The organism is Pseudomonas sp. W5-01 (assembly GCF_046540435.1).
In the GTDB taxonomy this organism is placed as follows: domain Bacteria; phylum Pseudomonadota; class Gammaproteobacteria; order Pseudomonadales; family Pseudomonadaceae; genus Aquipseudomonas; species Aquipseudomonas graminis_B.
The window spans coordinates 156845-177011 of sequence record NZ_JAXCIP010000006.1; the positions used below are offsets into that span (position 1 = coordinate 156845).

Annotated in this window: 13 protein-coding genes; 7 read left to right on the forward strand and 6 right to left on the reverse strand. The window is 56.7% G+C overall.

The annotated features are described in order from the left end of the window. Window positions 1-164 precede the first annotated feature (164 nt). The 3 genes from SLW75_RS19980 to SLW75_RS19990 all read left to right on the forward strand — a co-directional run bounded on the left by SLW75_RS19980 (window position 165) and on the right by SLW75_RS19990 (window position 2869). Entirely contained in the window at window positions 165-1052 is an 888-nt protein-coding gene (locus SLW75_RS19980) for a 3-keto-5-aminohexanoate cleavage protein (RefSeq protein WP_065991245.1), read from the forward strand. A 137-nt stretch (window positions 1053-1189) separates the two neighbouring features. Beyond that, a complete protein-coding gene (locus SLW75_RS19985) occupies window positions 1190-2155 on the forward strand; it encodes an L-carnitine dehydrogenase (protein WP_065991244.1) in 966 nt (321 codons plus the stop codon). 225 nt (window positions 2156-2380) lie between these two features. Further along, entirely contained in the window at window positions 2381-2869 is a 489-nt protein-coding gene (locus SLW75_RS19990) for a thioesterase family protein (protein ID WP_410935258.1), read from the forward strand. Window positions 2870-2944: 75 nt separating this feature from the next. Here SLW75_RS19990 and fba read toward each other — a convergent pair whose 3' ends face one another. The 6 genes from fba to tkt all read right to left on the reverse strand — a co-directional run bounded on the left by fba (window position 2945) and on the right by tkt (window position 9168). Further along, a complete protein-coding gene (fba, locus tag SLW75_RS19995; RefSeq protein ID WP_065991242.1) occupies window positions 2945-4009 on the reverse strand; it encodes a class II fructose-bisphosphate aldolase in 1065 nt (354 codons plus the stop codon). Between the two features lie 121 nt (window positions 4010-4130). Continuing rightward, the gene (locus SLW75_RS20000; protein WP_410935259.1) at window positions 4131-4454 is read right to left on the reverse strand and encodes an MliC family protein; all 324 of its coding nucleotides are present in this window, start codon (window positions 4452-4454) and stop codon (window positions 4131-4133) included. 110 nt (window positions 4455-4564) lie between these two features. Further along, entirely contained in the window at window positions 4565-4792 is a 228-nt protein-coding gene (locus tag SLW75_RS20005; RefSeq protein ID WP_065991240.1) for a hypothetical protein, read from the reverse strand. Window positions 4793-4816: 24 nt separating this feature from the next. Then, window positions 4817-5980, reverse strand: a complete 1164-nt coding sequence (locus SLW75_RS20010) for a phosphoglycerate kinase (protein WP_410935260.1) — start codon at window positions 5978-5980, stop codon at window positions 4817-4819. A gap of 19 nt (window positions 5981-5999) precedes the next feature. Continuing rightward, window positions 6000-7046, reverse strand: a complete 1047-nt coding sequence (gene epd / locus SLW75_RS20015; protein ID WP_065991238.1) for an erythrose-4-phosphate dehydrogenase — start codon at window positions 7044-7046, stop codon at window positions 6000-6002. Window positions 7047-7170: 124 nt separating this feature from the next. Then, window positions 7171-9168: a transketolase gene (tkt, locus tag SLW75_RS20020; RefSeq protein ID WP_410935261.1), complete on the reverse strand. Its 1998-nt coding sequence runs from the start codon at window positions 9166-9168 to the stop codon at window positions 7171-7173. Between the two features lie 258 nt (window positions 9169-9426). On the opposite strand from tkt, the gene SLW75_RS20025 reads away from it, so the two are divergent. The 4 genes from SLW75_RS20025 to SLW75_RS20040 all read left to right on the forward strand — a co-directional run bounded on the left by SLW75_RS20025 (window position 9427) and on the right by SLW75_RS20040 (window position 19980). Next, a complete protein-coding gene (locus tag SLW75_RS20025; protein WP_410935262.1) occupies window positions 9427-10425 on the forward strand; it encodes an ArsR/SmtB family transcription factor in 999 nt (332 codons plus the stop codon). Between the two features lie 17 nt (window positions 10426-10442). Then, entirely contained in the window at window positions 10443-11633 is a 1191-nt protein-coding gene (gene metK / locus SLW75_RS20030; protein WP_065991235.1) for a methionine adenosyltransferase, read from the forward strand. A gap of 323 nt (window positions 11634-11956) precedes the next feature. After that, window positions 11957-18679 (forward strand): Tc toxin subunit A, encoded by a 6723-nt coding sequence (locus tag SLW75_RS20035; protein ID WP_410935263.1) that lies wholly within the window; start codon window positions 11957-11959, stop codon window positions 18677-18679. After that, window positions 18643-19980, forward strand: a complete 1338-nt coding sequence (locus tag SLW75_RS20040; RefSeq protein ID WP_410935264.1) for a hypothetical protein — start codon at window positions 18643-18645, stop codon at window positions 19978-19980. Before SLW75_RS20035 ends, SLW75_RS20040 begins: the two co-directional genes overlap by 37 nt. Window positions 19981-20167: the final 187 nt, after the last annotated feature.

The following is a 20167-nucleotide window of genomic DNA, read 5'->3' on the forward strand; positions in this document are numbered from 1 at the left end:
TCAAATACACCTCTTTACCGATCGGCAGCAACCGCACAGGTCGCTGCTGTGCAAGACCTTGTCGCCGCTGTGCGTTTTGACGGGCTCGCCGCTGCGTAGCTTTGCACCTCAAAAGCGGGCCCCAAACGTCCGCGTCACTGTCTGGCCTGCAAGGAACCTTACCCATGAATCACGACGTCATCATCACCTGCGCACTGACCGGTGCTGGCGACACGACCGGGAAAAGCCACCTGGTCCCGATCACGCCCAAGCAGATTGCCGCTGCCGCAGTCGAGGCCGCGAAGGCCGGGGCGACCGTCGTGCACTGCCATGTTCGCGACCCCGAGACCGGCAAGTTCAGCCGTGACGTCGAGCTGTACCGCGAAACCATGGACCGCATCCGTGAAGCCGACATCGACATCATCGTCAACCTGACGGCAGGCATGGGCGGCGATCTGGAAATCGGCCCGGGCGAACGTCCGACCGATTTCGGCCCCGGCACCGATCTGGTCGGGCCGCTGACCCGGCTCGCGCACGTCGAAGCGCTGCTGCCGGAAATCTGCACACTGGATTGCGGCACCCTCAACTTCGGCGATGGCGACACCATTTATGTGTCCACACCCGCGCAACTGCGGGCGGGGGCCAAGCGTATTCAAGAGCTGGGGGTGAAAGCCGAGCTGGAGATTTTTGACACCGGCCACCTGTGGTTTGCCAAGCAGATGATGAAAGAAGGCTTGCTCGACAACCCCCTGTTTCAGCTGTGCATGGGCATTCCATGGGGCGCGCCGGCGGACACCACCACGATGAAAGCCATGGTCGACAACTTGCCTGCTGACGCAGTGTGGGCCGCTTTTGGTATCGGGCGCATGCAAATGCCGATGGCTGCGCAGGCGGTATTGCTCGGCGGCAACGTGCGGGTCGGTCTGGAGGACAACATCTGGCTCGACAAAGGCGTGCTCGCCAGCAACGGCGCGCTGGTCGAGCGCGCCAGCGAGATTCTCAGCCGCCTGGGCGCCCGGGTTCTGACCCCGGCCGAGGGCCGCGTGAAGATGGGGCTGAAAAAGCGGTTTTGATCCCCACACAAATCCTACCGCGCACGAGTGAGCTTGCTCGCGATAACGGTGTGTCAGTCACACATCGGGGCAGATAAGTAGCTATCGCGAGCAAGCTCACTCCCACAAAGGCTTCGACACTTTCTCGAGTAACCGACATGACCTTCATCACCACCATCAAAACCTTCGCGGCCTTGGGCAGCGGTGTCATTGGCAGCGGTTGGGTGGCGCGCGCGCTGGCTCATGGCCTGGACGTCGTGGCCTGGGACCCGGCGCCGGGAGCCGAAGCAGCGCTGCGAAAACGCGTCGCCAACGCCTGGCCAGCGCTTGAGCAAAAGGGCCTGGCATCGGGCGCCTCCCAGGAACGTCTACGCTTCGTCGACACCATCGAAGAGTGTGTTCGCGACGCCGACTTCATTCAGGAAAGCGCCCCAGAGCGCCTTGACCTCAAGCTGGATCTGCACAGCAAGATCAGCGCGGCGGCCAAGCCTGACGCGATCATCGCTTCCAGCACCTCCGGCTTGCTACCGTCGGAGTTTTACGAAAGCGCCACGCACCCGGAACGCTGCGTGGTGGGGCATCCGTTTAACCCGGTTTATCTGCTACCGCTGGTGGAAGTGGTCGGCGGCAAGAACACTGCACCGGAAGCGGTGCAGGCAGCGATTCAGGTCTACGAATCACTGGGCATGCGACCGCTGCATGTGCGTAAAGAGGTCCCCGGTTTTATTGCGGATCGCTTGCTCGAGGCGCTGTGGCGTGAGGCCCTGCATTTGGTGAATGACGGGGTGGCGACCACCGGCGAAATTGATGACGCGATTCGTTTCGGCGCCGGCTTGCGCTGGTCATTCATGGGCACCTTTCTGACTTATACCCTGGCCGGTGGCGATGCGGGCATGCGTCACTTCATGGCGCAGTTCGGTCCGGCGTTGCAGTTGCCGTGGACCTATCTTCCGGCACCGGAGCTGACCGACAAGCTGATTGACGACGTGGTCGATGGCACCTCCGATCAGCTGGGTAGCCACAGCATTGCGGCGCTGGAGCGGTATCGCGATGACTGCCTGCTGGCGGTGCTTGAGGCGGTGAAAACCACCAAGGCCAGGCATGGAATGGCGTTTGAGGATTGATACGCCATGCGCCCCATCGTCTGAACTGACGCTTTCGCGAGCAAGGTCACTCCTACAGGGGATCGGGAAATACTGTTCTGATGAGCACCCGAAATGTTGCGGTGTGGCGCTTGCCGTCTTCCCGGCTAAAGCCGGTCCTACATTCGTTCACGCAAAACCTGTGGGAGTGAGCTTGCTCACGAATAGGCCCATTCAGCTCACCACGATTTCAGCCCTGGAACTCCTATGCCTGCGCTCATCACTTACAAAACCCCAGTCCTCGCCGATTGGGTCGACTACAACGGCCACCTGCGCGATGCCTTCTATTTGCTGATTTTCAGCTTCGCCACAGACGCTTTCATGGACCGCATCGGCCTCGCCAGGGATGACCGGGATGCAAGCGGCCACTCGCTGTTCACGCTCGAGGCGCACATCAACTTCCTGCACCAGGTGAAGCTCGGCGAGTCGGTGGAAGTGCGTACGCAAATCGTCGGACACGATGGCAAGCGGGTGCAGATCTATCACGGGCTGTACAAGGCAGACGGGGATGTCGAGCTGGCAGCGAGCGAGCAAATGCTGCTGCATGTGGATCTGGCCGCCGGACCGAAGTCGGCGCCGTTCCGTGAGGCTTCGCTGCAGGCCTTGCGCCTGCTCTCAGAAGCTCAACACGATCAGCCTGAGCCAAAGTATGTCGGGCGGATCATCGCCCTGCCCGGCCGGCAAAACACCGTGTAGAAGCGCAGATCACGGCCACAAAAAAGCCCGCATCGCTGCGGGCTTCTTCATTTCAGCAAATTGATCAGAAAACGATCAGTTCACTTTGGCGTTCAGCTCGCCTTTGGCGTAACGTTCAAACATCTTCTCCAGGGAGATCGGCTTGATCTTGGAGGCGTTGCCGGCGGTGCCGAAGGCTTCGTAACGGGCGATGCACACGTCGCGCATGGCCGAAACGGTTTTCGCCAGGTACTTGCGTGGGTCGAACTCGCTCGGGTTTTTCGCCATGAACTCGCGGATGGCACCGGTCGACGCCAGACGCAGGTCGGTGTCGATGTTGACCTTGCGCACGCCGTGCTTGATGCCTTCAACGATTTCTTCGACCGGCACGCCGTAGGTTTCTTTAATGTCGCCGCCGTACTGGTTGATGATTTTCAGCCATTCCTGCGGAACGGAAGAGGAACCGTGCATTACCAAGTGGGTGTTCGGAATGCGCTTGTGGATCTCTTTAATGCGCTCGATCGCCAAGATGTCGCCGGTAGGCGGCTTGGTGAACTTGTACGCGCCGTGGCTGGTGCCAATGGCGATGGCCAAGGCGTCGACCTGAGTTCGTTTAACGAAATCAGCTGCTTCTTCCGGATCGGTCAGCATCTGGCTGTGATCCAGCATGCCTTCTGCGCCGACGCCGTCTTCTTCACCGGCCATGCCGGTTTCCAGCGAACCCAGAACACCCAGCTCACCCTCAACCGACACACCGCAGGCGTGAGCCATGGCGACGGTTTCCTGGGTGACGCGTACGTTGTAGTCGTAGTCCGCAGGGCTTTTGCCGTCTTCGCGCAGAGAGCCGTCCATCATCACCGAGCTGAAGCCCAGCTGGATGGAGCGTTGGCAGATAGCAGGGCTGGTGCCGTGGTCCTGGTGCATGACCACCGGGATGTGCGGGAACTCTTCGATTGCCGCCAGGATCAGGTGGCGCAGGAACGGGGCGCCAGCGTATTTGCGCGCACCGGCGGAAGCCTGAACGATCACCGGAGAATCGGTCTTGTCGGCCGCTTCCATAATGGCGCGCATTTGTTCCAGGTTATTCACGTTGAATGCAGGGACGCCGTAACCGAATTCGGCTGCGTGGTCCAACATCTGGCGCATGCTGATAAGTGCCATTGTCTGTCTCTCTCCCGGTGGGGTCGTTAATCGTGCGTGCCGTATTGGCGGCTATTCAAATTATAGGGGTCGATTGCTCAGTCATCGCCCCGGTACAGCCTCGTTCGAACTGCACGGCCCTTTACGGCGCCTTGCAGCCACGACCGATCAAATCGTTGGTAGCGTCCCAGTAGACCAGGCCTTCGCTGCCTTTGTTGTCAAACGCCAGCACGCCGTTACTGTAGAGCGCGCCGGAAACTCCGGGCGACGCTTGCAGACGGAATACCTGCTCGCTCTGATTGAGGCGCACATCCACCTCCTTCTTCGCGGCATCGGCGTACTTCCAGAAAATCTCGGCTTTGCTGTCGCAGACCCAATGGGTCCAGGGGGCTGCCGGTTCCGAAGCCTTCATGCTGGCGCAACCGCTCAGCAGAATCAGTGTCGCAAGGGCTGACAAGCCTTTCATTACTACTCCTGAATCCCCTGCATCGCGTGACGTATGTCGATCATGGCAGGGGCAATGCTGTTCCTGTATTCCGGCGCACCGTCAGCTGAGCATCAGTGGTCAACTGAGCATCAGTGACAGGGGACTGGTCCCACGGCAGGCATGAATTCGTATTTTTCCCAGACTTCAGGCCCGCCACGCTTGTAAACGATCGGTACGGTTTCCGCCTGCCAGCCCGCCTGATAGCAGCTGACCTGAAGCAATCCCGGCGCCGCGCTGGACGCCGTTTCCGCTTCAGGCTTGCTTGCGCAGCCGACCAGCAAACCCGCCATGATCAACAGCGGTAATGGCTTGACCATTTCACTCCCCTTCACCTTGGCCGGTCAGGCCTTGGCGCGTTGTTCCAGAACTTCCACGGCAGGCAGAACCTTGCCCTCGACGAACTCGAGGAACGCGCCGCCGCCTGTAGAGATATAGGAGATTTTGTCGCCTACACCGTATTTGTCGATGGCGGCCAAGGTGTCGCCCCCGCCGGCGATAGAAAACGCAGAACTCTCAGCGATTGCGTGAGCCAGCGTCTTGGTGCCTTCGCCGAACTGATCGAACTCAAAAACGCCGACCGGGCCGTTCCAGAGAATAGTCTTGGAAGATTTCAGCAATTCGGCGAAGTGCGCAGCTGTTTGAGGACCGATGTCGAGGATCATGTCGTCCTCGGCCACATCGGCGATCAGCTTGACGGTGGCTTCGGCATCGGCGGCGAATTGCTTGGCAACCACCACGTCGACCGGCAACGGCACGCTGACCTTGGCGGCGATGGCTTTGGCAGTCTCAAGCAGGTCCGGCTCGTACAAGGATTTGCCTACCGGATGACCTGCGGCAGCGAGGAAGGTATTGGCGATGCCACCGCCGACAATCAGCTGATTGCACTTCTCGCTGAGGCTGTTGAGCACGTCCAGTTTGGTGGAAACCTTGGATCCGGCAACGATGGCGGCCATTGGCTGGGCCGGATTGCCCAGAGCCTTGCCCAGTGCGTCGAGCTCGGCAGCCAGCAAAGGGCCTGCGGCAGCAACTTTGGCGAACTTGGCCGCGCCGTGGGTCGAGCCCTCTGCACGGTGGGCGGTGCCGAAGGCGTCCATCACGAACACATCACACAAAGCGGCGTACTTCTGCGCCAGCTCGTCAGCGTTCTTCTTTTCGCCCGTGTTGAAGCGCACGTTCTCGAACAGCACGATATCTCCCGCCTTGACGTCGACACCGTCCAAGTATTCCGCCACCAGTGGCACTTCACGCCCGAGCGCCTTGCTCAGGTAGTCAGCGACCGGCTTGAGGCTGTTCTCGGCGGAAAACTCACCCTCGGTGGGGCGACCCAGGTGCGAGCAGACCATGACGGCTGCGCCTTTCTCCAGCGCCAGCTTGATGGTGGGCAACGACGCGAGAATGCGTGCATCGCTGGTCACCACGCCGTCTTTGACCGGAACGTTGAGGTCTTCGCGGATCAGTACACGCTTACCTTGCAGATCGAGGTCGGTCATCTTCAACACGGTCATGAGGCATTCCCTGTTTTTACTATTGTTTATGGATGGTGTGCAGGTAGTGATCGGCGACGTCCAGCATGCGATTGGCAAACCCCCACTCGTTGTCGAACCAGGCCAGGATGTTCACCAGCCGAGGGCCCGAGACCCGCGTCTGGCTGGCATCGATGATGGCCGAGTGCGGGTCGTGGTTGAAATCGCAACTGGCATGGGGCAATTCGGTATACGCCAGCAGCCCCTTCAGCGGGCCGCGGGTAGCGGCCTCGCGCAGGATACGGTTGACCTCGACAGCATCGGTATCACGAGCGACCTGCAGCGTGATGTCCAGGCACGAGACGTTCACCGTCGGCACACGAACTGCTTTGGCCTGAATTCGGCCGGCAAGTTCCGGAAGCAACCGCTCGATGCCGCGCGCCAGACCAGTGGACACCGGGATGATCGACTGAAAGGCCGAGCGCGTACGGCGCAAGTCTTCATGATGATAGGCGTCGATGACCGGCTGATCGTTCATCGCAGAGTGAATCGTGGTGATGGTCACGTATTCGAGGCCCAGCTCGCGGTTCAGCAGGTCGAGTAATGGCACGCTGCAATTGGTGGTGCACGACGCGGCAGACACCAGTTGCTCATCGCCCGTCAGGGTTTCCTGATTGATGCCGTAGACGATGGTGGCGTCGACGTCGGCTTCGCTGGCCATGGGCTGGGAAAAAAGCACTCGCGGCGCGCGGGCCGAAAGAAAGCGCTCGCCATCGGCGCGCGTGTTGTAGACGCCGGAGCATTCGAGCACCAGATCCACGTCGAGTGAGTCCCAGTCGATGCCTTCCGGCGTCGCGCTGCGAAACACTTTGATGACGTGATCGTTGATGTGCAGAAAATCGCCTTCGACCCGCACTTCGCCGGGGAACCGGCCGTGCGTGGAGTCAAAGCGCGTGAGGTATTCGAGACTGGCCATGTCGGCCAGGTCGTTGATTGCCACCACTTCAAAGCCCGCCTTCGCACCTCGCTCGCACAGCGCGCGCAGCACGCAGCGGCCGATACGACCGTAACCATTGAGGGCGACTTTATATGGGCGAGGCTGAGGCATGGGGTTCTCAAAATCTTGAGTGGTACAGAGAACCTGCAAGCGCGTGGCTCACCCCTCGATCTGCCAGGCTCAGGCAGCAGATCTCAGGACAAGGCACGCGCCTGCAAGGGCAACGCGGTGGTGCTTAGTCTTCCAGCAGCTCTTCAGCCGTGGAAAGGACGTTCTCCAGCGTGAAGCCGAACTCTTCGAACAGCAGGTTGGCAGGCGCCGACTCGCCGAAGGTGGTCATGCCGATCACTCGACCTTCCAGGCCCACGTATTTGTACCAGTAGTCAGCGTGAGCAGCTTCGATGGCGATGCGCGCGCTGACTTCCAGCGGCAGGACCGACTGCTTGTACTCGGCGCTCTGGGTCTCGAAAACGCTGGTGCATGGCATGGAAACCACACGGACGTTCTTGCCGTCTGCGGTCAGCTTGTCGTATGCCTGAACAGCCAGGCCGACTTCGGAACCGGTGGCGATCAGGATCAGATCCGGTTCGCCGCTGCAGTCGCGCAGTACGTAGCCACCGCGGTTGATGTTTTCCAGCTGCTCGGCATCACGCGCCTGATGTTGCAGGTTCTGACGGGAGAAGATCAGCGCCGATGGGCCGTCATCACGTTCAATCGCGTGTTTCCAGGCGATGGCGGATTCAACGGCATCAGCCGGGCGCCAGCAATCCAGGTTCGGCGTGGTGCGCAGGCTGGTCAGTTGCTCGATCGGCTGGTGAGTCGGGCCGTCTTCGCCCAGACCGATGGAGTCGTGGGTGAACACATAGATGATGCGTTTCTTCATCAGCGAGGACATGCGCACGGCGTTGCGGGCGTATTCCATGAAGATCAGGAAGGTCGCGCCGTATGGCACGAAACCGCCGTGCAGGGCGATCCCGTTCATGATCGCGCCCATGCCGAACTCACGAACACCGTAGTGCAGGTAGTTGCCGGTGGCGTCTTCGCCGGTGATGCTGCGGCAGCCTTTCCAGATGGTCAGGTTGGAACCTGCCAGGTCAGCAGAACCGCCGAGGAATTCGGGCAGCAGCGGACCGAAGGCGCTCAAGGCATTCTGGCTGGCCTTGCGGCTGGCGATGGTTTCGCCCTTGGCGTTGACTTCAGCCACGTACGCGGCGGATTTTTCGGCGAAGTCAGCAGGCAGCTCACCGCTCATGCGGCGGATCAGCTCGTTGGCTTCGGTCGGGAAGGCAGCGGAGTAGGCAGCGAAACGCTGGTCCCATTCGGCTTCGACAGCCAGGCCTTTTTCCTTGCCGTTCCACTCGCTGTAAATGTCGGCCGGGATTTCGAATGGGCCGTGGGTCCACTTCAGCGCGGCGCGGGTCAGGGCGATTTCGTCAGTGCCCAGCGGAGCGCCGTGGCAGTCTTCCTTGCCCTGCTTGTTCGGCGAACCGAAACCGATGGTGGTCTTGCAGCAGATCAGCGTCGGCTTGTCGCTCTTGTGAGCGGTGTCGATGGCGGTTTTGATCTCGTCGGCGTCATGGCCGTCCACGTTGCGGATGACCAGCCAGCCGTAGGATTCGAAGCGCTTCGGGGTGTCGTCGGTGAACCAGCCCTCGACTTCGCCGTCGATGGAAATCCCGTTGTCGTCGTAGAACGCGACCAGCTTGTTCAGGCGCAGGGTACCGGCCAGCGAAGCCACTTCGTGGGAGATGCCTTCCATCATGCAGCCATCACCCATGAACACGTAGGTGTGGTGGTCGACGATGTTGTGGCCTGGACGGTTGAAATGGGCGGCGAGGGTCTTCTCGGCAACCGCGAAACCGACGGCGTTGGCGAAACCCTGACCCAGTGGGCCGGTGGTGGTTTCAACGCCCGGGGTGTAGCCGTATTCCGGGTGGCCCGGTGTGCGGCTGTGCAGCTGACGGAAGTTTTTCAGGTCTTCGATGGACAGGTCGTAACCGGTCAGGTGCAGCAGCGAGTAGATCAGCATCGAGCCGTGGCCGTTGGACAGGATGAACCGGTCGCGGTCGGCAAACATCGGATTGGCTGGGTTATGCTTCAGATAATCGCGCCAAAGCACTTCAGCGATATCCGCCATGCCCATCGGGGCACCCGGGTGGCCGCTATTGGCCTTTTGCACGGCATCCATGCTGAGGGCACGAATGGCATTGGCTCGCTCACGACGGCTTGGCATCGCTGATCTCCTGGGGCAGATGAAAGAGGTACCGGAAAAAGGCGGCCATTTTCCCTCAGGCACCCTCCGGGGGCAATGACAGATCACACACCATCGGTGTTTTCCTCTGCCGCTGGCGTGTTTTCGTACACCGCACCCAATGCCCGACGGCAAACGGCAGAATCACGGCGCCGGGGTGCCGCCACTGATCGACCAATATCAAAACTTTTTGATATTGCCCTTGCGACAGCCCCGGTCGATAACTAGACTGCCTGCCTTATGAATCTTCGCGTGCCTGCCATTAGCCATGATGAATGCGACGAGCTGGCTGCCCTGTGCAAAGCCGGCGGCGATCCGCTGCGGCTGAACGTCTTGCGCGCGCTGTCGAACGATTCCTTCGGCGTGCTGGAGCTGGCGCAGATTTTCGCCATTGGCCAGTCCGGCATGAGCCATCACCTCAAGGTACTGGCCCAGGCTGACTTGGTAGCGACGCGGCGTGAACGCAACGCGATCTTCTATCGACGCGCCCTGCCCCACACCGAACACACCGGCGGGAAGCTGCACGCGGCGATGCTTGAAGAAGCCGACAATCTGCGCCTGCCCGATGATGTACAGACCCGGATCGGGCTGGTGCATCGGCAGCGGGCCAACGCCAGTCAGGACTTCTTCGCACGCACTGCCGAGAAATTTCGGGCCCAGCAGGACCTGATCGCAGGACTGCCGCAATACCGCGACAGCCTGCTGTCGTTGCTGGATAAGCTGAGCTTTCCCGCCGACGCCACGGCGATAGAAGTAGGGCCCGGGGATGGCGGTTTTCTGCCGGATCTGGCGCGGCGTTTTCGGCACGTTACGGGGCTGGACAACAGCCCGGAAATGCTCGATCTGGCGCGCAAGATCTGCACGCAAAAGGCGCTGGTTAACGTCGAGCTGAAACTGGCCGATGCACTGACCAACGCTAATATCTCCGGCAACTGCGTGGTGTTGAATATGGTGTTGCACCATTTCGCCGCGCCCGCCGAAGCGCTCAAACATTTGGCCAACCTGTTGCAACCGGGCGGTAGCCTGCTGGTGACAGAGTTGTGCAGTCATGACCAGAGCTGGGCCAAGGAGGCCTGTGGCGATCTCTGGTTAGGCTTCGAACAGGAAGATCTGGCCCGTTGGGCCACCGCTGCGGGGCTGGTCCCCGGGGAAAGCCTGTACATAGGCTTACGTAATGGTTTCCAGATCCAGGTCCGCCATTTTCAGCGACCGGCTGGCAACACTCACCATCGGTACTAATCAGGAAAACCGTCGAGATGAGCGAATACTCCCTTTTCACCTCCGAGTCCGTGTCTGAAGGACATCCGGACAAAATCGCCGACCAGATCTCCGATGCGGTGCTGGACGCCATCATTGCCCAGGACAAGCAGGCTCGCGTCGCCGTGGAAACCCTGGTCAAGACCGGTGTGGCCATTGTTGCCGGCGAAGTCACCACCACCGCGTGGGTCGACCTGGAGCAGATCGTTCGTGACGTGATCTGCGAGATCGGCTACACCAGCTCCAACGTCGGTTTTGACGGTGCGACCTGCAGCGTGATGAACATCATCGGCAAGCAGTCCCCTGACATCAACCAAGGTGTCGACCGCGCGAAACCTGAAGATCAGGGCGCTGGCGACCAGGGCCTGATGTTCGGCTACGCCAGCAACGAGACCGCCGAGCTGATGCCTGCGCCGATCGCGTTCTCGCACCAGCTGGTGCACCGCCAGGCCGAAGCCCGTAAGTCCGGCCTGCTGCCATGGTTGCGCCCGGACGCTAAATCCCAGGTCACGTGCCGCTATGAAAACGGCATCGTGGTGGGCATCGACGCCGTTGTTCTGTCGACCCAGCACAACCCGGAAGTGTCCTACAAAGATCTGCGCGAAGGCGTGATGGAGCTGATCGTCAAGCACGTGCTGCCGGCCGAACTGCTGCACAAAGACACCCAGTTCCACATCAACCCGACTGGCCAATTCATCATCGGCGGCCCCGTGGGCGACTGCGGTCTGACCGGTCGCAAGATCATCGTCGACAGCTACGGCGGCATGGCCCGTCACGGCGGCGGCGCGTTCTCCGGTAAAGATCCATCCAAGGTTGACCGTTCGGCTGCGTACGCTGGCCGGTACGTTGCCAAGAACATCGTCGCCGCCGGCCTGGCCGAGCGCTGCGAAATTCAGGTTTCCTACGCCATCGGCGTTGCACAGCCTACGTCGATCTCGCTGAACACCTTCGGCACCGGCAAGATCAGCGACGACAAGATCGTCCAGCTCGTCCGCGAGCACTTCGACCTGCGTCCATACGCGATCACCACCATGCTCGACCTGCTGCACCCGATGTACCAGGAAACCGCAGCCTACGGCCACTTCGGCCGCACGCCGCAAACCAAGACCGTGGGCGACGACACGTTCACCACGTTCACCTGGGAAAAAACCGACCGCGCCGACGCATTGCGCGCCGCTGCCGGTTTGTAATACCTGCTGGGTGCATTGCGCCTAGCGGCACCCGGTAAGAGAAAAGCCCCTGGCGATGGAAGTCGTCAGGGGCTTTTTTTGCTTATTGCCCGGTTAATTAGAGTCAAACGAATAACTGGCCACAGGATTTACCGGTATTGGCCTAAACCAATTAGCGATGAGTGTTATCGCGACCGGCGATAACGACCTTCAACCCTTTGATTCACTTGTCATTTCATTCAAGTACACCTCATCTGCAATTTCGGTCGATCTCTGCACTTGCCTCTACGCTGGATTAGTAACTGCGAATCTCGCAATTCATCCAGCGTAAAAGGAACTCGATCATGGACGACACCCTCACATCTGCCACTTATGCCAAACTTTTTCCCGAACAAGTCGCCGACAGATGTTCATCCGATGCACTCGAAGCCAACAACGGCCCCATTGCCTACCTGCACGCGTTGTACCAGTTGGCGTTGAGTGTTGAAGCGAATGGCTATACCGAAAGCAAGATCACACTCGCCGTGAGGAGACCGGATATCGGTGAACGAGTGCTCGATCAAGGCAGCCTCGATACGCCGATTTGGGCATTGACGCTGGTCATCGAAGCCATGACGCGTCAGGCCAAAGCTCACGTGGGAGAAGCAAAAGACCTGGAAGAGGAAATTGCGCAGGCGCAATACCCTGTTCAATTGCCGTTTCACTCTCCGCTTGAGCAGATCAAGGCAGAACTGCATGGAAAACGCACCTCGCTGTTCGACTTGCTCCAGCAATGCCAACACAGCTTCCCTAATTTCACGCATGACAGCTTGCGAACCAGCGAACTCAGGAGTGCCATGCGCAAGGGGACCGGGTTCAGCCCCGCACTGCAATCACTGCTGCTGGATGCCAGCCCTTCAAGCGGCGACGGATTTCTAACCCAGCGATTTGGTGTCCCAGGCACGTTATCCGAAGGTTTAGAGGCACTGACCAGCGTCGAACTGCTGGGGCAAAAAACAGGGCTCAAACCGGACCGCATTCTGGAAATGCTAGCCACCTCTGGCGTGCCCGATGAAGGCAAGGAAGCCTTCACCACCGTCAAACAATCACAAGCTTATGTACCTGCGGCCGAGAACAAGGCACCTGTTGGAGGCCACCTTTTCGGCGCAGTGTTTATCAACAACGCATCTGCTCCAGCGTTGTCGCTGGAAGACACCATGGGCGGGGCAGGGATCCGATTGCGCATCAAGGGCGCGACTACGGATCACTTCGGCCGAATCCACAAAATCATTCATCTGCAACACGCTCTGAAACTCACTTTTTCCGACGTTGATCTTCTGGTCATGGCGGCACTGCGCTCGGAAGGACAGACCAAGGATTTCCATCTCACCGCCGATACCTTGAGAGCGTTAGGGGTATTTCTTCACATGCGGGATGAATACGGCATCACGGCCGAGCAGTTCGCAGCACTGATCAACGCAGTTACGCCCTATGCCGTGGATGACAACAAGCCGTTTCTTGACCGGCTCCTTGACAGCCCTGCTGCCAGCCAGGCAGCACCAATAGCTAGCGGGTTAATGATCGATGGGACGGCGTTTGAATTACTGGCATCTGCAACTGGCGACACAGCGGCAACGAACGTTGTCATCGCAGGCCTGTGCCGCGCATTTGCGCTTGAAGAACAACAGGCCAATCTCTACGTGGCGCAAATCACGACGGCGCTGCGCCTCAAGAAGCCTGCGCTGTCGCTTACCTTAGTTTCTGCCCTGTACCGCTTGGCGTGGCTGCCACGCCTGCTACGTGTTGGCCCGATTGAAGGCGCGCGCCTGATCGCCTTGATCAGCAACGTCAACACCCAGGTTTTCAGTCAGCTGGCGGGCACACCGACTATTGGTGGCGATGAAGTTAAGCCTGACATTCTTGATGTTCTGATGGGCCTAGTGAATCTGGAGAAATGGCTACGCCAGCACAAGATCAGAGCCACTACGCTATCGAATTGGCTGACGCAACTTCCAACCGTAATCCCTGAAGAACTCAAGCCGCTGTACAAAATCGACGGCCGCCTTCAGAGCACCCTGGAGGGCGCCGTTCCGCGCCTGAAGGTTTCGCTCATCACCGAGCCGCAGATTGTCCAGGCCGTAGGTCCAGGCATTACGCCGGCATCTGGCACATGGCTTGGCATACTGGCCGCGTATATCGATGAACGAGGTTTAATCAAAGGGCTTCCTGCTGGTGATTTCAAGGAAGGGCTGGCACAGGAGCTCAAAGGAAAACTCAAGAACACTGGCTCCTCGGTGCAAACCGAGGTCAACACCGCAGAGATCGCCGAGGGGCTCTTGCAGCTACTGACCAATGCGTCGATCGCACAAGAAGATGTGGTCAAACATGTCGTGGGGACAGCTTTCGGTTCGGGTGGCGGCGAATCTGCGCTGACGCCTGGACACGCACTGGAGCTACTGCGCTGGATAAACAAAACTGGCTTTGATGTGCTGAACGATATTTTGACGGCAGAAAGCGCTGCAGTAACACCCAATATCAGTAGCGTGGAGGGGTTGGACTTCCTGATGTGGACTGAACTGGAGCGTCATGCCCAAGTGGTCAGGCAATTGCAACTCAGCGCAACGGGACTTAGAGCCCTGAGTGATCACCCTGAGTGGTTTGACCTCAAGGGCAACAAGAAAGCGCAGGATAAAATAAACAAACACCGCACAGGCTTGAGCCTCGATCTTTGCTATCAGGCAAGCCAGTATTGTGCCTGGGTAAAACAATGCGAACGATGTGGTATGGATGAAAAAGTCGCGCAGGTTTTTTTGATCAACTCATCCCTGCTCAGTAAAGCAGACATCGCCAAACGTCTAAGTGCTCTTATTGGATGGTCAGAAAGCGAAACAATGCTCGCACTCACTTATGCGGATGCCTGCAAAAGCCAACGTCCCAAAACTGTACCCAGCAAACCTTTTCAAGATTTCTTGGACTCTTTGACGAAATCAGAGCAGGCTCAATATCAACGATCAAATTGGCGCGATTGGACATCCTTTGGTGAACTTGTATCCCAATATCTATGGAACAGAGGGCCATCGAGCGACAAAGTTACACAGTCTATCTATGAAAAATTTGTAATATTTGTAAGTGAAAACCCTGGACCGCTAAAAGTCAGTAAAGACCTCATACTGCCAAAGGCCTTGCCGAAGGTGTGGGAGCAGATAACGCCTCACAAGGCTAAAGATAGGGAATTGTCCTTCGTAGAGTACGAGCCGGAAACACCCGAGTCGCAAACGGAGACGGATCCAACGATTACAATTACCGACATTGGCCTTACCGTCAGGTTAAAAAATCTTTGCCAATTGACCGAACTGTCATGCCAAAGCTTGTTGGACCTGAACGCACTTGATCATAGCTCTCCATTTAGCGCATACCGCAGCAGCGAACTGCTGCTGGTGGGTAGCGACAAGGAAATGAATGAGCCGGAACCACACCTTCAAGAACAATGGCGCGACGCCCTGGCCGCTTTTTTAGTAGGCCACTGGGCCCCATCCAGTAGCGCACTGCAGCAATTCATTCCATCCGTCGAGGCGCTTTCGACCTATTTACTCACCGACGTTCTGGTGAGTTCAGCGGTCAAGACACACGCCGCCACACAGGCAACGGCAAGTCTGCAGCACTATCTTCATAACGTTTTTGCACGGCTAGAACCGGGCTACCTCGGCGCGAGAATACCGGAAGAGCAGGCCACGGCCTGGCGGCAATACATGGGCGCGTTCAGTTCATGGAGGGTATGGCAAACACAGCTTAACCACCCTGCCAACCTGATCTATTACGCCAATCGCCCAGACAAAAGCGAAGCCTTCAAAACACTGGAAAATGAACTTAACCAAGGAAAGCTGGATACAAGCCTGCTGCAAACATCCATCACTGGCTACCTAACAAAATTTGAGAAGAACAGCAACTTACAAGTAGTGAGCGGCTACCTTGACGGCACTCAGCCCCAAAACGATACCTACCATTTCATCGGTAAGACTAACGCCTCACCCATCGAGTATTACTGGCGCTCAGTTGATATGGGGTTGCGTGACAGCGAGGAGCGGTTGAGCCCGTTGGCCTGGACGGAATGGGAAAAAATCACGGTAAGTGCGAGCGGCCAAATCGCCCAAAGCAGCAATCTACCGCCCGCTGCAGTGGTGGCCACCACTACAACTACGGCCCCGGTAACACCCGCAAGCGAAGTTTCTCTTCCATTGGCACGTACCTGTGATGCCATCCGCCCAGTCATGATAGAAGGCCGCCCCTATGTGTTCTGGGTAGAATGGAGCTCAGTTGAATTGCCAGACGTCGCTGAGAAAAACAGACTGTCTAGATTCAAAAAACTCAGCGTGCAATATATCTACAAACAGAGCGATGGCTTCTGGTCGCCGCCAAACGAAATTTTGTACCTGGATGGCACAAAAAATGGAGAGGCACCGACGAAAGGGCAAGATACTTTTCTAAAAGATGATAAATACGTGCCAGGTTTAATCGCGGTAGTCAACACGGAAGGTGCTCGTGCCGACGATCCATGGCTGACCGTCATGCTTTATAACTGTGCCCGTACAACGCCCAACAAAGCACCTTCACTTGGTACGCTTGACGTAGACTATTTCATTGAGTCAAGAGATATGCTGCTCATCCACAGGATGCCACTCAAATCAGATGAAAGTGAGGCGTTGGCAAAGGTTCTCTATAAATCCTACAGTGACATCAGAAAGATTCAACACCCCTACGACGGAGACCAGCTTTTAATCTCCAGAAAAAAGGAAATCCACACTTCCTTTCGAGATGGCATGCGACCATTCGTCAAAGAAGCAATCGCGTCTCCACACTTTATAAAAGAACATGACAAGGCGGTAAAATACATCTCTCTTGAGAGAGAATCGAGTTCTAGGAACTGGGACATTCGTCACAACAGAGACCGAGTTGACCTAAAAAGTTTTCGGTTTCTATACATGAAGACCAGCAAGGATGACTTCACCCTCCAGGACAACCTAAGAGACCTTAAAAATGGCACCCCAAATCGAAGAAATTCCTATTTCTCTGACTTAGAGGTCCGTAAAGGTCTCCAGCCAGACTTGGCAGCAAACCTAAAAGACCTTAACAAGGCATTAGGATCCAACATTGAGCTTTGCTATTATTCGGAAAACGACAAATACGGATACAATGAGTATTCTGAGAAATACTTTTTTACAACACTGGAATCAAACGGCTTCGTGACCGCGACCGCAGACGTTGAAAATCAAAAGATTTTAACCATCGAGGCTTCCTATCCAAAATCAATCATCAAACTTGAAGGCGACAAAAAGCTACAGGTAAAAGCGTTCAAGAAAGAGATACGCATAGGTGACCTGACCTACACCGTAAGCGGTTCCCTGCCTGAAACCGATTGTACAATAAATAAAAGCATCACGATTCCATTGGAGATTTCGGGCGAAGGTTTGGAAGCGCCCCACATAGGATATGTCGTCTATGTCGCTGACAATGTTGTCTACTCGCCTGAAAGACCCGTTTCTATTACACCCAGCAGCAGCGGCACATGGACTTACGACCTTGTAGTCGAAAAATCCCAATACCTCTTCGAAAAAAGTTTTTCGATTATTTTTTTGTCCCCTGGTAACTTCACAAGGGAGACGTTCCCTGTCGAAGCGCTTATTAAGCCAGAGTATTGTGGTGAAATTCAGCTAATACTGTACGCCCAAGGACCAAAAGACAGTGAATTCAAAGTATTAAGCGATCAGAAGCTGAACGCCAATGGTCAGGCATCCTTTACGACTCAATACACGTGGAGCAACCCTGGCTTACACTTCTTCATCCTGTGTGAAGCGGGCAATCCCGAGAATAACGCAGGCGCGGCGTATGACGTCAGGTATACAGGCAAGGACGAGAGCTGGGAGATATCCATCGCAGAAAGCGTTGGACAGGCTCAGTATCTCGACTTACGCGCTGCGGCCAATGAAGGGATAACTCTGAAGTCCAACACCATCCGCCTCAATACGTTGTTTGGGAAGCAATTGCTGTCCAGAGCGGCACGCAACATCGAGCGGGCGCTCGGGTGGGAGGCGCAGCTCATCAAGGAGCCGGCTATTGATTCAGAATCTGAGAGGCCTCCGGTAGATTTTCACGGCGCAAACGGTGCCTACTTTCGCGAACTGTTCCTGCACCTTCCGTATTTGGTAGCAACGCGACTCAGCGAACAGCAGCAGTTCGACGAGGCCGAGGAATGGTATACCCGGTATCTGTTTGACCCCTATGGAACAGAGGGTGATCAAAACAATTCCCTGTCGTTCTGGAAAACTCGTCCTCTGGTGGAAGTCGGTAGTGGGCGCTCTGAACTGCAAAAAACAGTCGATCCAATAGCGCGGGCATTCACGTTGTCACGGTATTACCGGCAGGCTGTGTTCCTGTCGCTCGTCGACAACTGGCAGCGTCAAGGTGACCACTTTTATCGTCAGCTCACGCCCAGCAGTCTCAATCATGCATGGCTGAGTTATCAAAAAGCACTCAAGCTCATCGGTCCGCTGCCAGAGCGGGCGTCAGTATCGCGTTGGGTTGCTGATGCACTCAAGGATATACAGCGCTCTGCCTTTCGGACGCCCATTAACGAGCGGATCATCAATGCACGAAAAATGGTGGAGCAAAGACTCTTCAATCTTCGCCATGGGCTCACCATAGATGGCAAGATCTTGCCCGTCATGGACTGGCGAACCGAAGGTGCAGATGCTCTAGGCATCGCCCAGCGCAATGTCGACCATATGATGAGCACCTACAATAGCGATCGAGCTCCAGTCCCTGCGTTCCGTTTCAGGCAATTGGCGCCCATGGCCCGCGCGGCAGCACAGCAATTACAGAACATGGGCCGGTATTACATGAAGCTGGTAGAGGATGAGTCAAACACTGGCTTGGCTGTGCTGCTTAAAGAACAAGAAATCAAATTTTCCGAGTTCAGTGTCAAGCTTCAGCAGGAAGCGATCAATTCGGTTAAAGCCCAGAGTGCTGCACTGCTGCACTGCAGTACAGCAGGCAAATGGCGGAATATCGAAAAGGCTATTACACGAATTTAATTGATGTTGGTCGTTCGCAGATGGAAGAAGCAGCAACAGCACTTATGTGGACTGGCTCAATTCTCCAAGCCCAAATTGCCCCCTTCTCGGTGGGTGAAGGCATCGCCGATTCAGTGCCCTGTATATTTGGAATGGCAGTGGGCGGTCAAAAATACTCTGGGATGATAAGTGCAGTTATCTCCCTTTTTGATCACGCGAGCACCACTTGCTCATTCACTGGGGAGCAGCTGCTCACAGAAAGTGGCTACGAGCGCAGAGCCGCCGAATGGGCATTTGAGCAAAAGTTGGCGGAAATGGATACCCAACTGCTCGACTTGCAAATTAAAGAGGCCGACATCGAGCTAAAAGCGGCTGTTATCAGCCTTGACATGGCACAAGCTGACCGCGCAAATCTTATAGAGGCGCACGCTTACATGACCAGCGGGCTCGCGATCCTCCCCGTCTACAACTGGCTCGTCGCTCGCCAGGAACTGCTGTATGCCCCGGCCTACGACGCGGTGCTTTCGCTCTGCCTCAGCGCAGAGGCAGCCTGGCGTTACGAAATCGGCGACTACAAAAGTGCTTCTTTTATCAAGACAAGCGGCTGGAACGATACTTACAAGGGCTTGCTGGCCGGGGAATCATTGCTTGTCGACCTGCAGGAAATGGAGAATGCCTATCTGCAAAACAAGGAACGCCGCCTGACAATCAAGAAGACTATTGACATAAAGGGCGAGCAAAACGATATCGCATGGCTTGCAGCCATCAAAAATTTGGCCACCAGCCCACTTACTTTCGACTTGAAGCCGGCGGCCTTCGACAAAAACTATCCAGGCCACTACCTACGTCAGCTCCAGCACGTTTCAGTTTCGTTCGTCATGGCGCCGGGCAGCGGAGCGAATCTGGAAAACATCAGCGCCATTCTTACCCAAACCGACAGTACCACGCTGGTCGAACCCACAGACGAAGGCCTGGAGTACCTGTACAACGCTACTAAAGCACCCCCAAGCATTAAGCGGAATCTCCGCGCCCAGCAACAGATAGCACTGTCTACCGGCATGGCCGATGATGGTCTGGGGCTCGGTAAAGACGACTGGGTATATGAAATGATTTTCCACGATGGCCGTTACTTGCCATTTGAAGGAACAGGCGCGATCTCTCGATGGGAATTGAGTTTCCCTGATCCTGAATTCGCGAAATTATTGATAACGGCAGATCAAAAAACCGTGCTGGTAAAAAATATCCAGATTCATCTCGTTTATACAGCGCTGGATGGAGGCAAGGCATTCGCTGACAAAGTTAAAAAACGCATAGCGAATTAGTGTTCGCCTCTAGGCTAATTAAAGAATCGCCAACCGCAGAGTCAAAAAGCCCCCACTTTAATAGGTCTGGGGGCTTTTTTTAACGGATTCATTTGCACAGAGCGAAAGTTTAGCCATCCGCTCTTGAACGAAAACCACACGCAGCGCGTCTTTGATCAAGCGTCACAACGGGTCACACTTAAACTCA

Coding starts and splice junctions, on each gene's coding strand:
- tkt (WP_410935261.1), bottom strand. CDS start 9,168: ATGCCAAGCCGTCGTGAGCGAGCCAATGCCATTCGTGCCCTCAGCATG.
- SLW75_RS19980 (WP_065991245.1), top strand. CDS start 165: ATGAATCACGACGTCATCATCACCTGCGCACTGACCGGTGCTGGCGAC.
- SLW75_RS20035 (WP_410935263.1), top strand. CDS start 11,957: ATGGACGACACCCTCACATCTGCCACTTATGCCAAACTTTTTCCCGAA.
- metK (WP_065991235.1), top strand. CDS start 10,443: ATGAGCGAATACTCCCTTTTCACCTCCGAGTCCGTGTCTGAAGGACAT.
- SLW75_RS20025 (WP_410935262.1), top strand. CDS start 9,427: ATGAATCTTCGCGTGCCTGCCATTAGCCATGATGAATGCGACGAGCTG.
- SLW75_RS20005 (WP_065991240.1), bottom strand. CDS start 4,792: ATGGTCAAGCCATTACCGCTGTTGATCATGGCGGGTTTGCTGGTCGGC.
- epd (WP_065991238.1), bottom strand. CDS start 7,046: ATGCCTCAGCCTCGCCCATATAAAGTCGCCCTCAATGGTTACGGTCGT.
- SLW75_RS19985 (WP_065991244.1), top strand. CDS start 1,190: ATGACCTTCATCACCACCATCAAAACCTTCGCGGCCTTGGGCAGCGGT.
- SLW75_RS19990 (WP_410935258.1), top strand. CDS start 2,381: ATGCCTGCGCTCATCACTTACAAAACCCCAGTCCTCGCCGATTGGGTC.
- SLW75_RS20010 (WP_410935260.1), bottom strand. CDS start 5,980: ATGACCGTGTTGAAGATGACCGACCTCGATCTGCAAGGTAAGCGTGTA.
- SLW75_RS20040 (WP_410935264.1), top strand. CDS start 18,643: ATGGCGGAATATCGAAAAGGCTATTACACGAATTTAATTGATGTTGGT.
- fba (WP_065991242.1), bottom strand. CDS start 4,009: ATGGCACTTATCAGCATGCGCCAGATGTTGGACCACGCAGCCGAATTC.
- SLW75_RS20000 (WP_410935259.1), bottom strand. CDS start 4,454: ATGAAAGGCTTGTCAGCCCTTGCGACACTGATTCTGCTGAGCGGTTGC.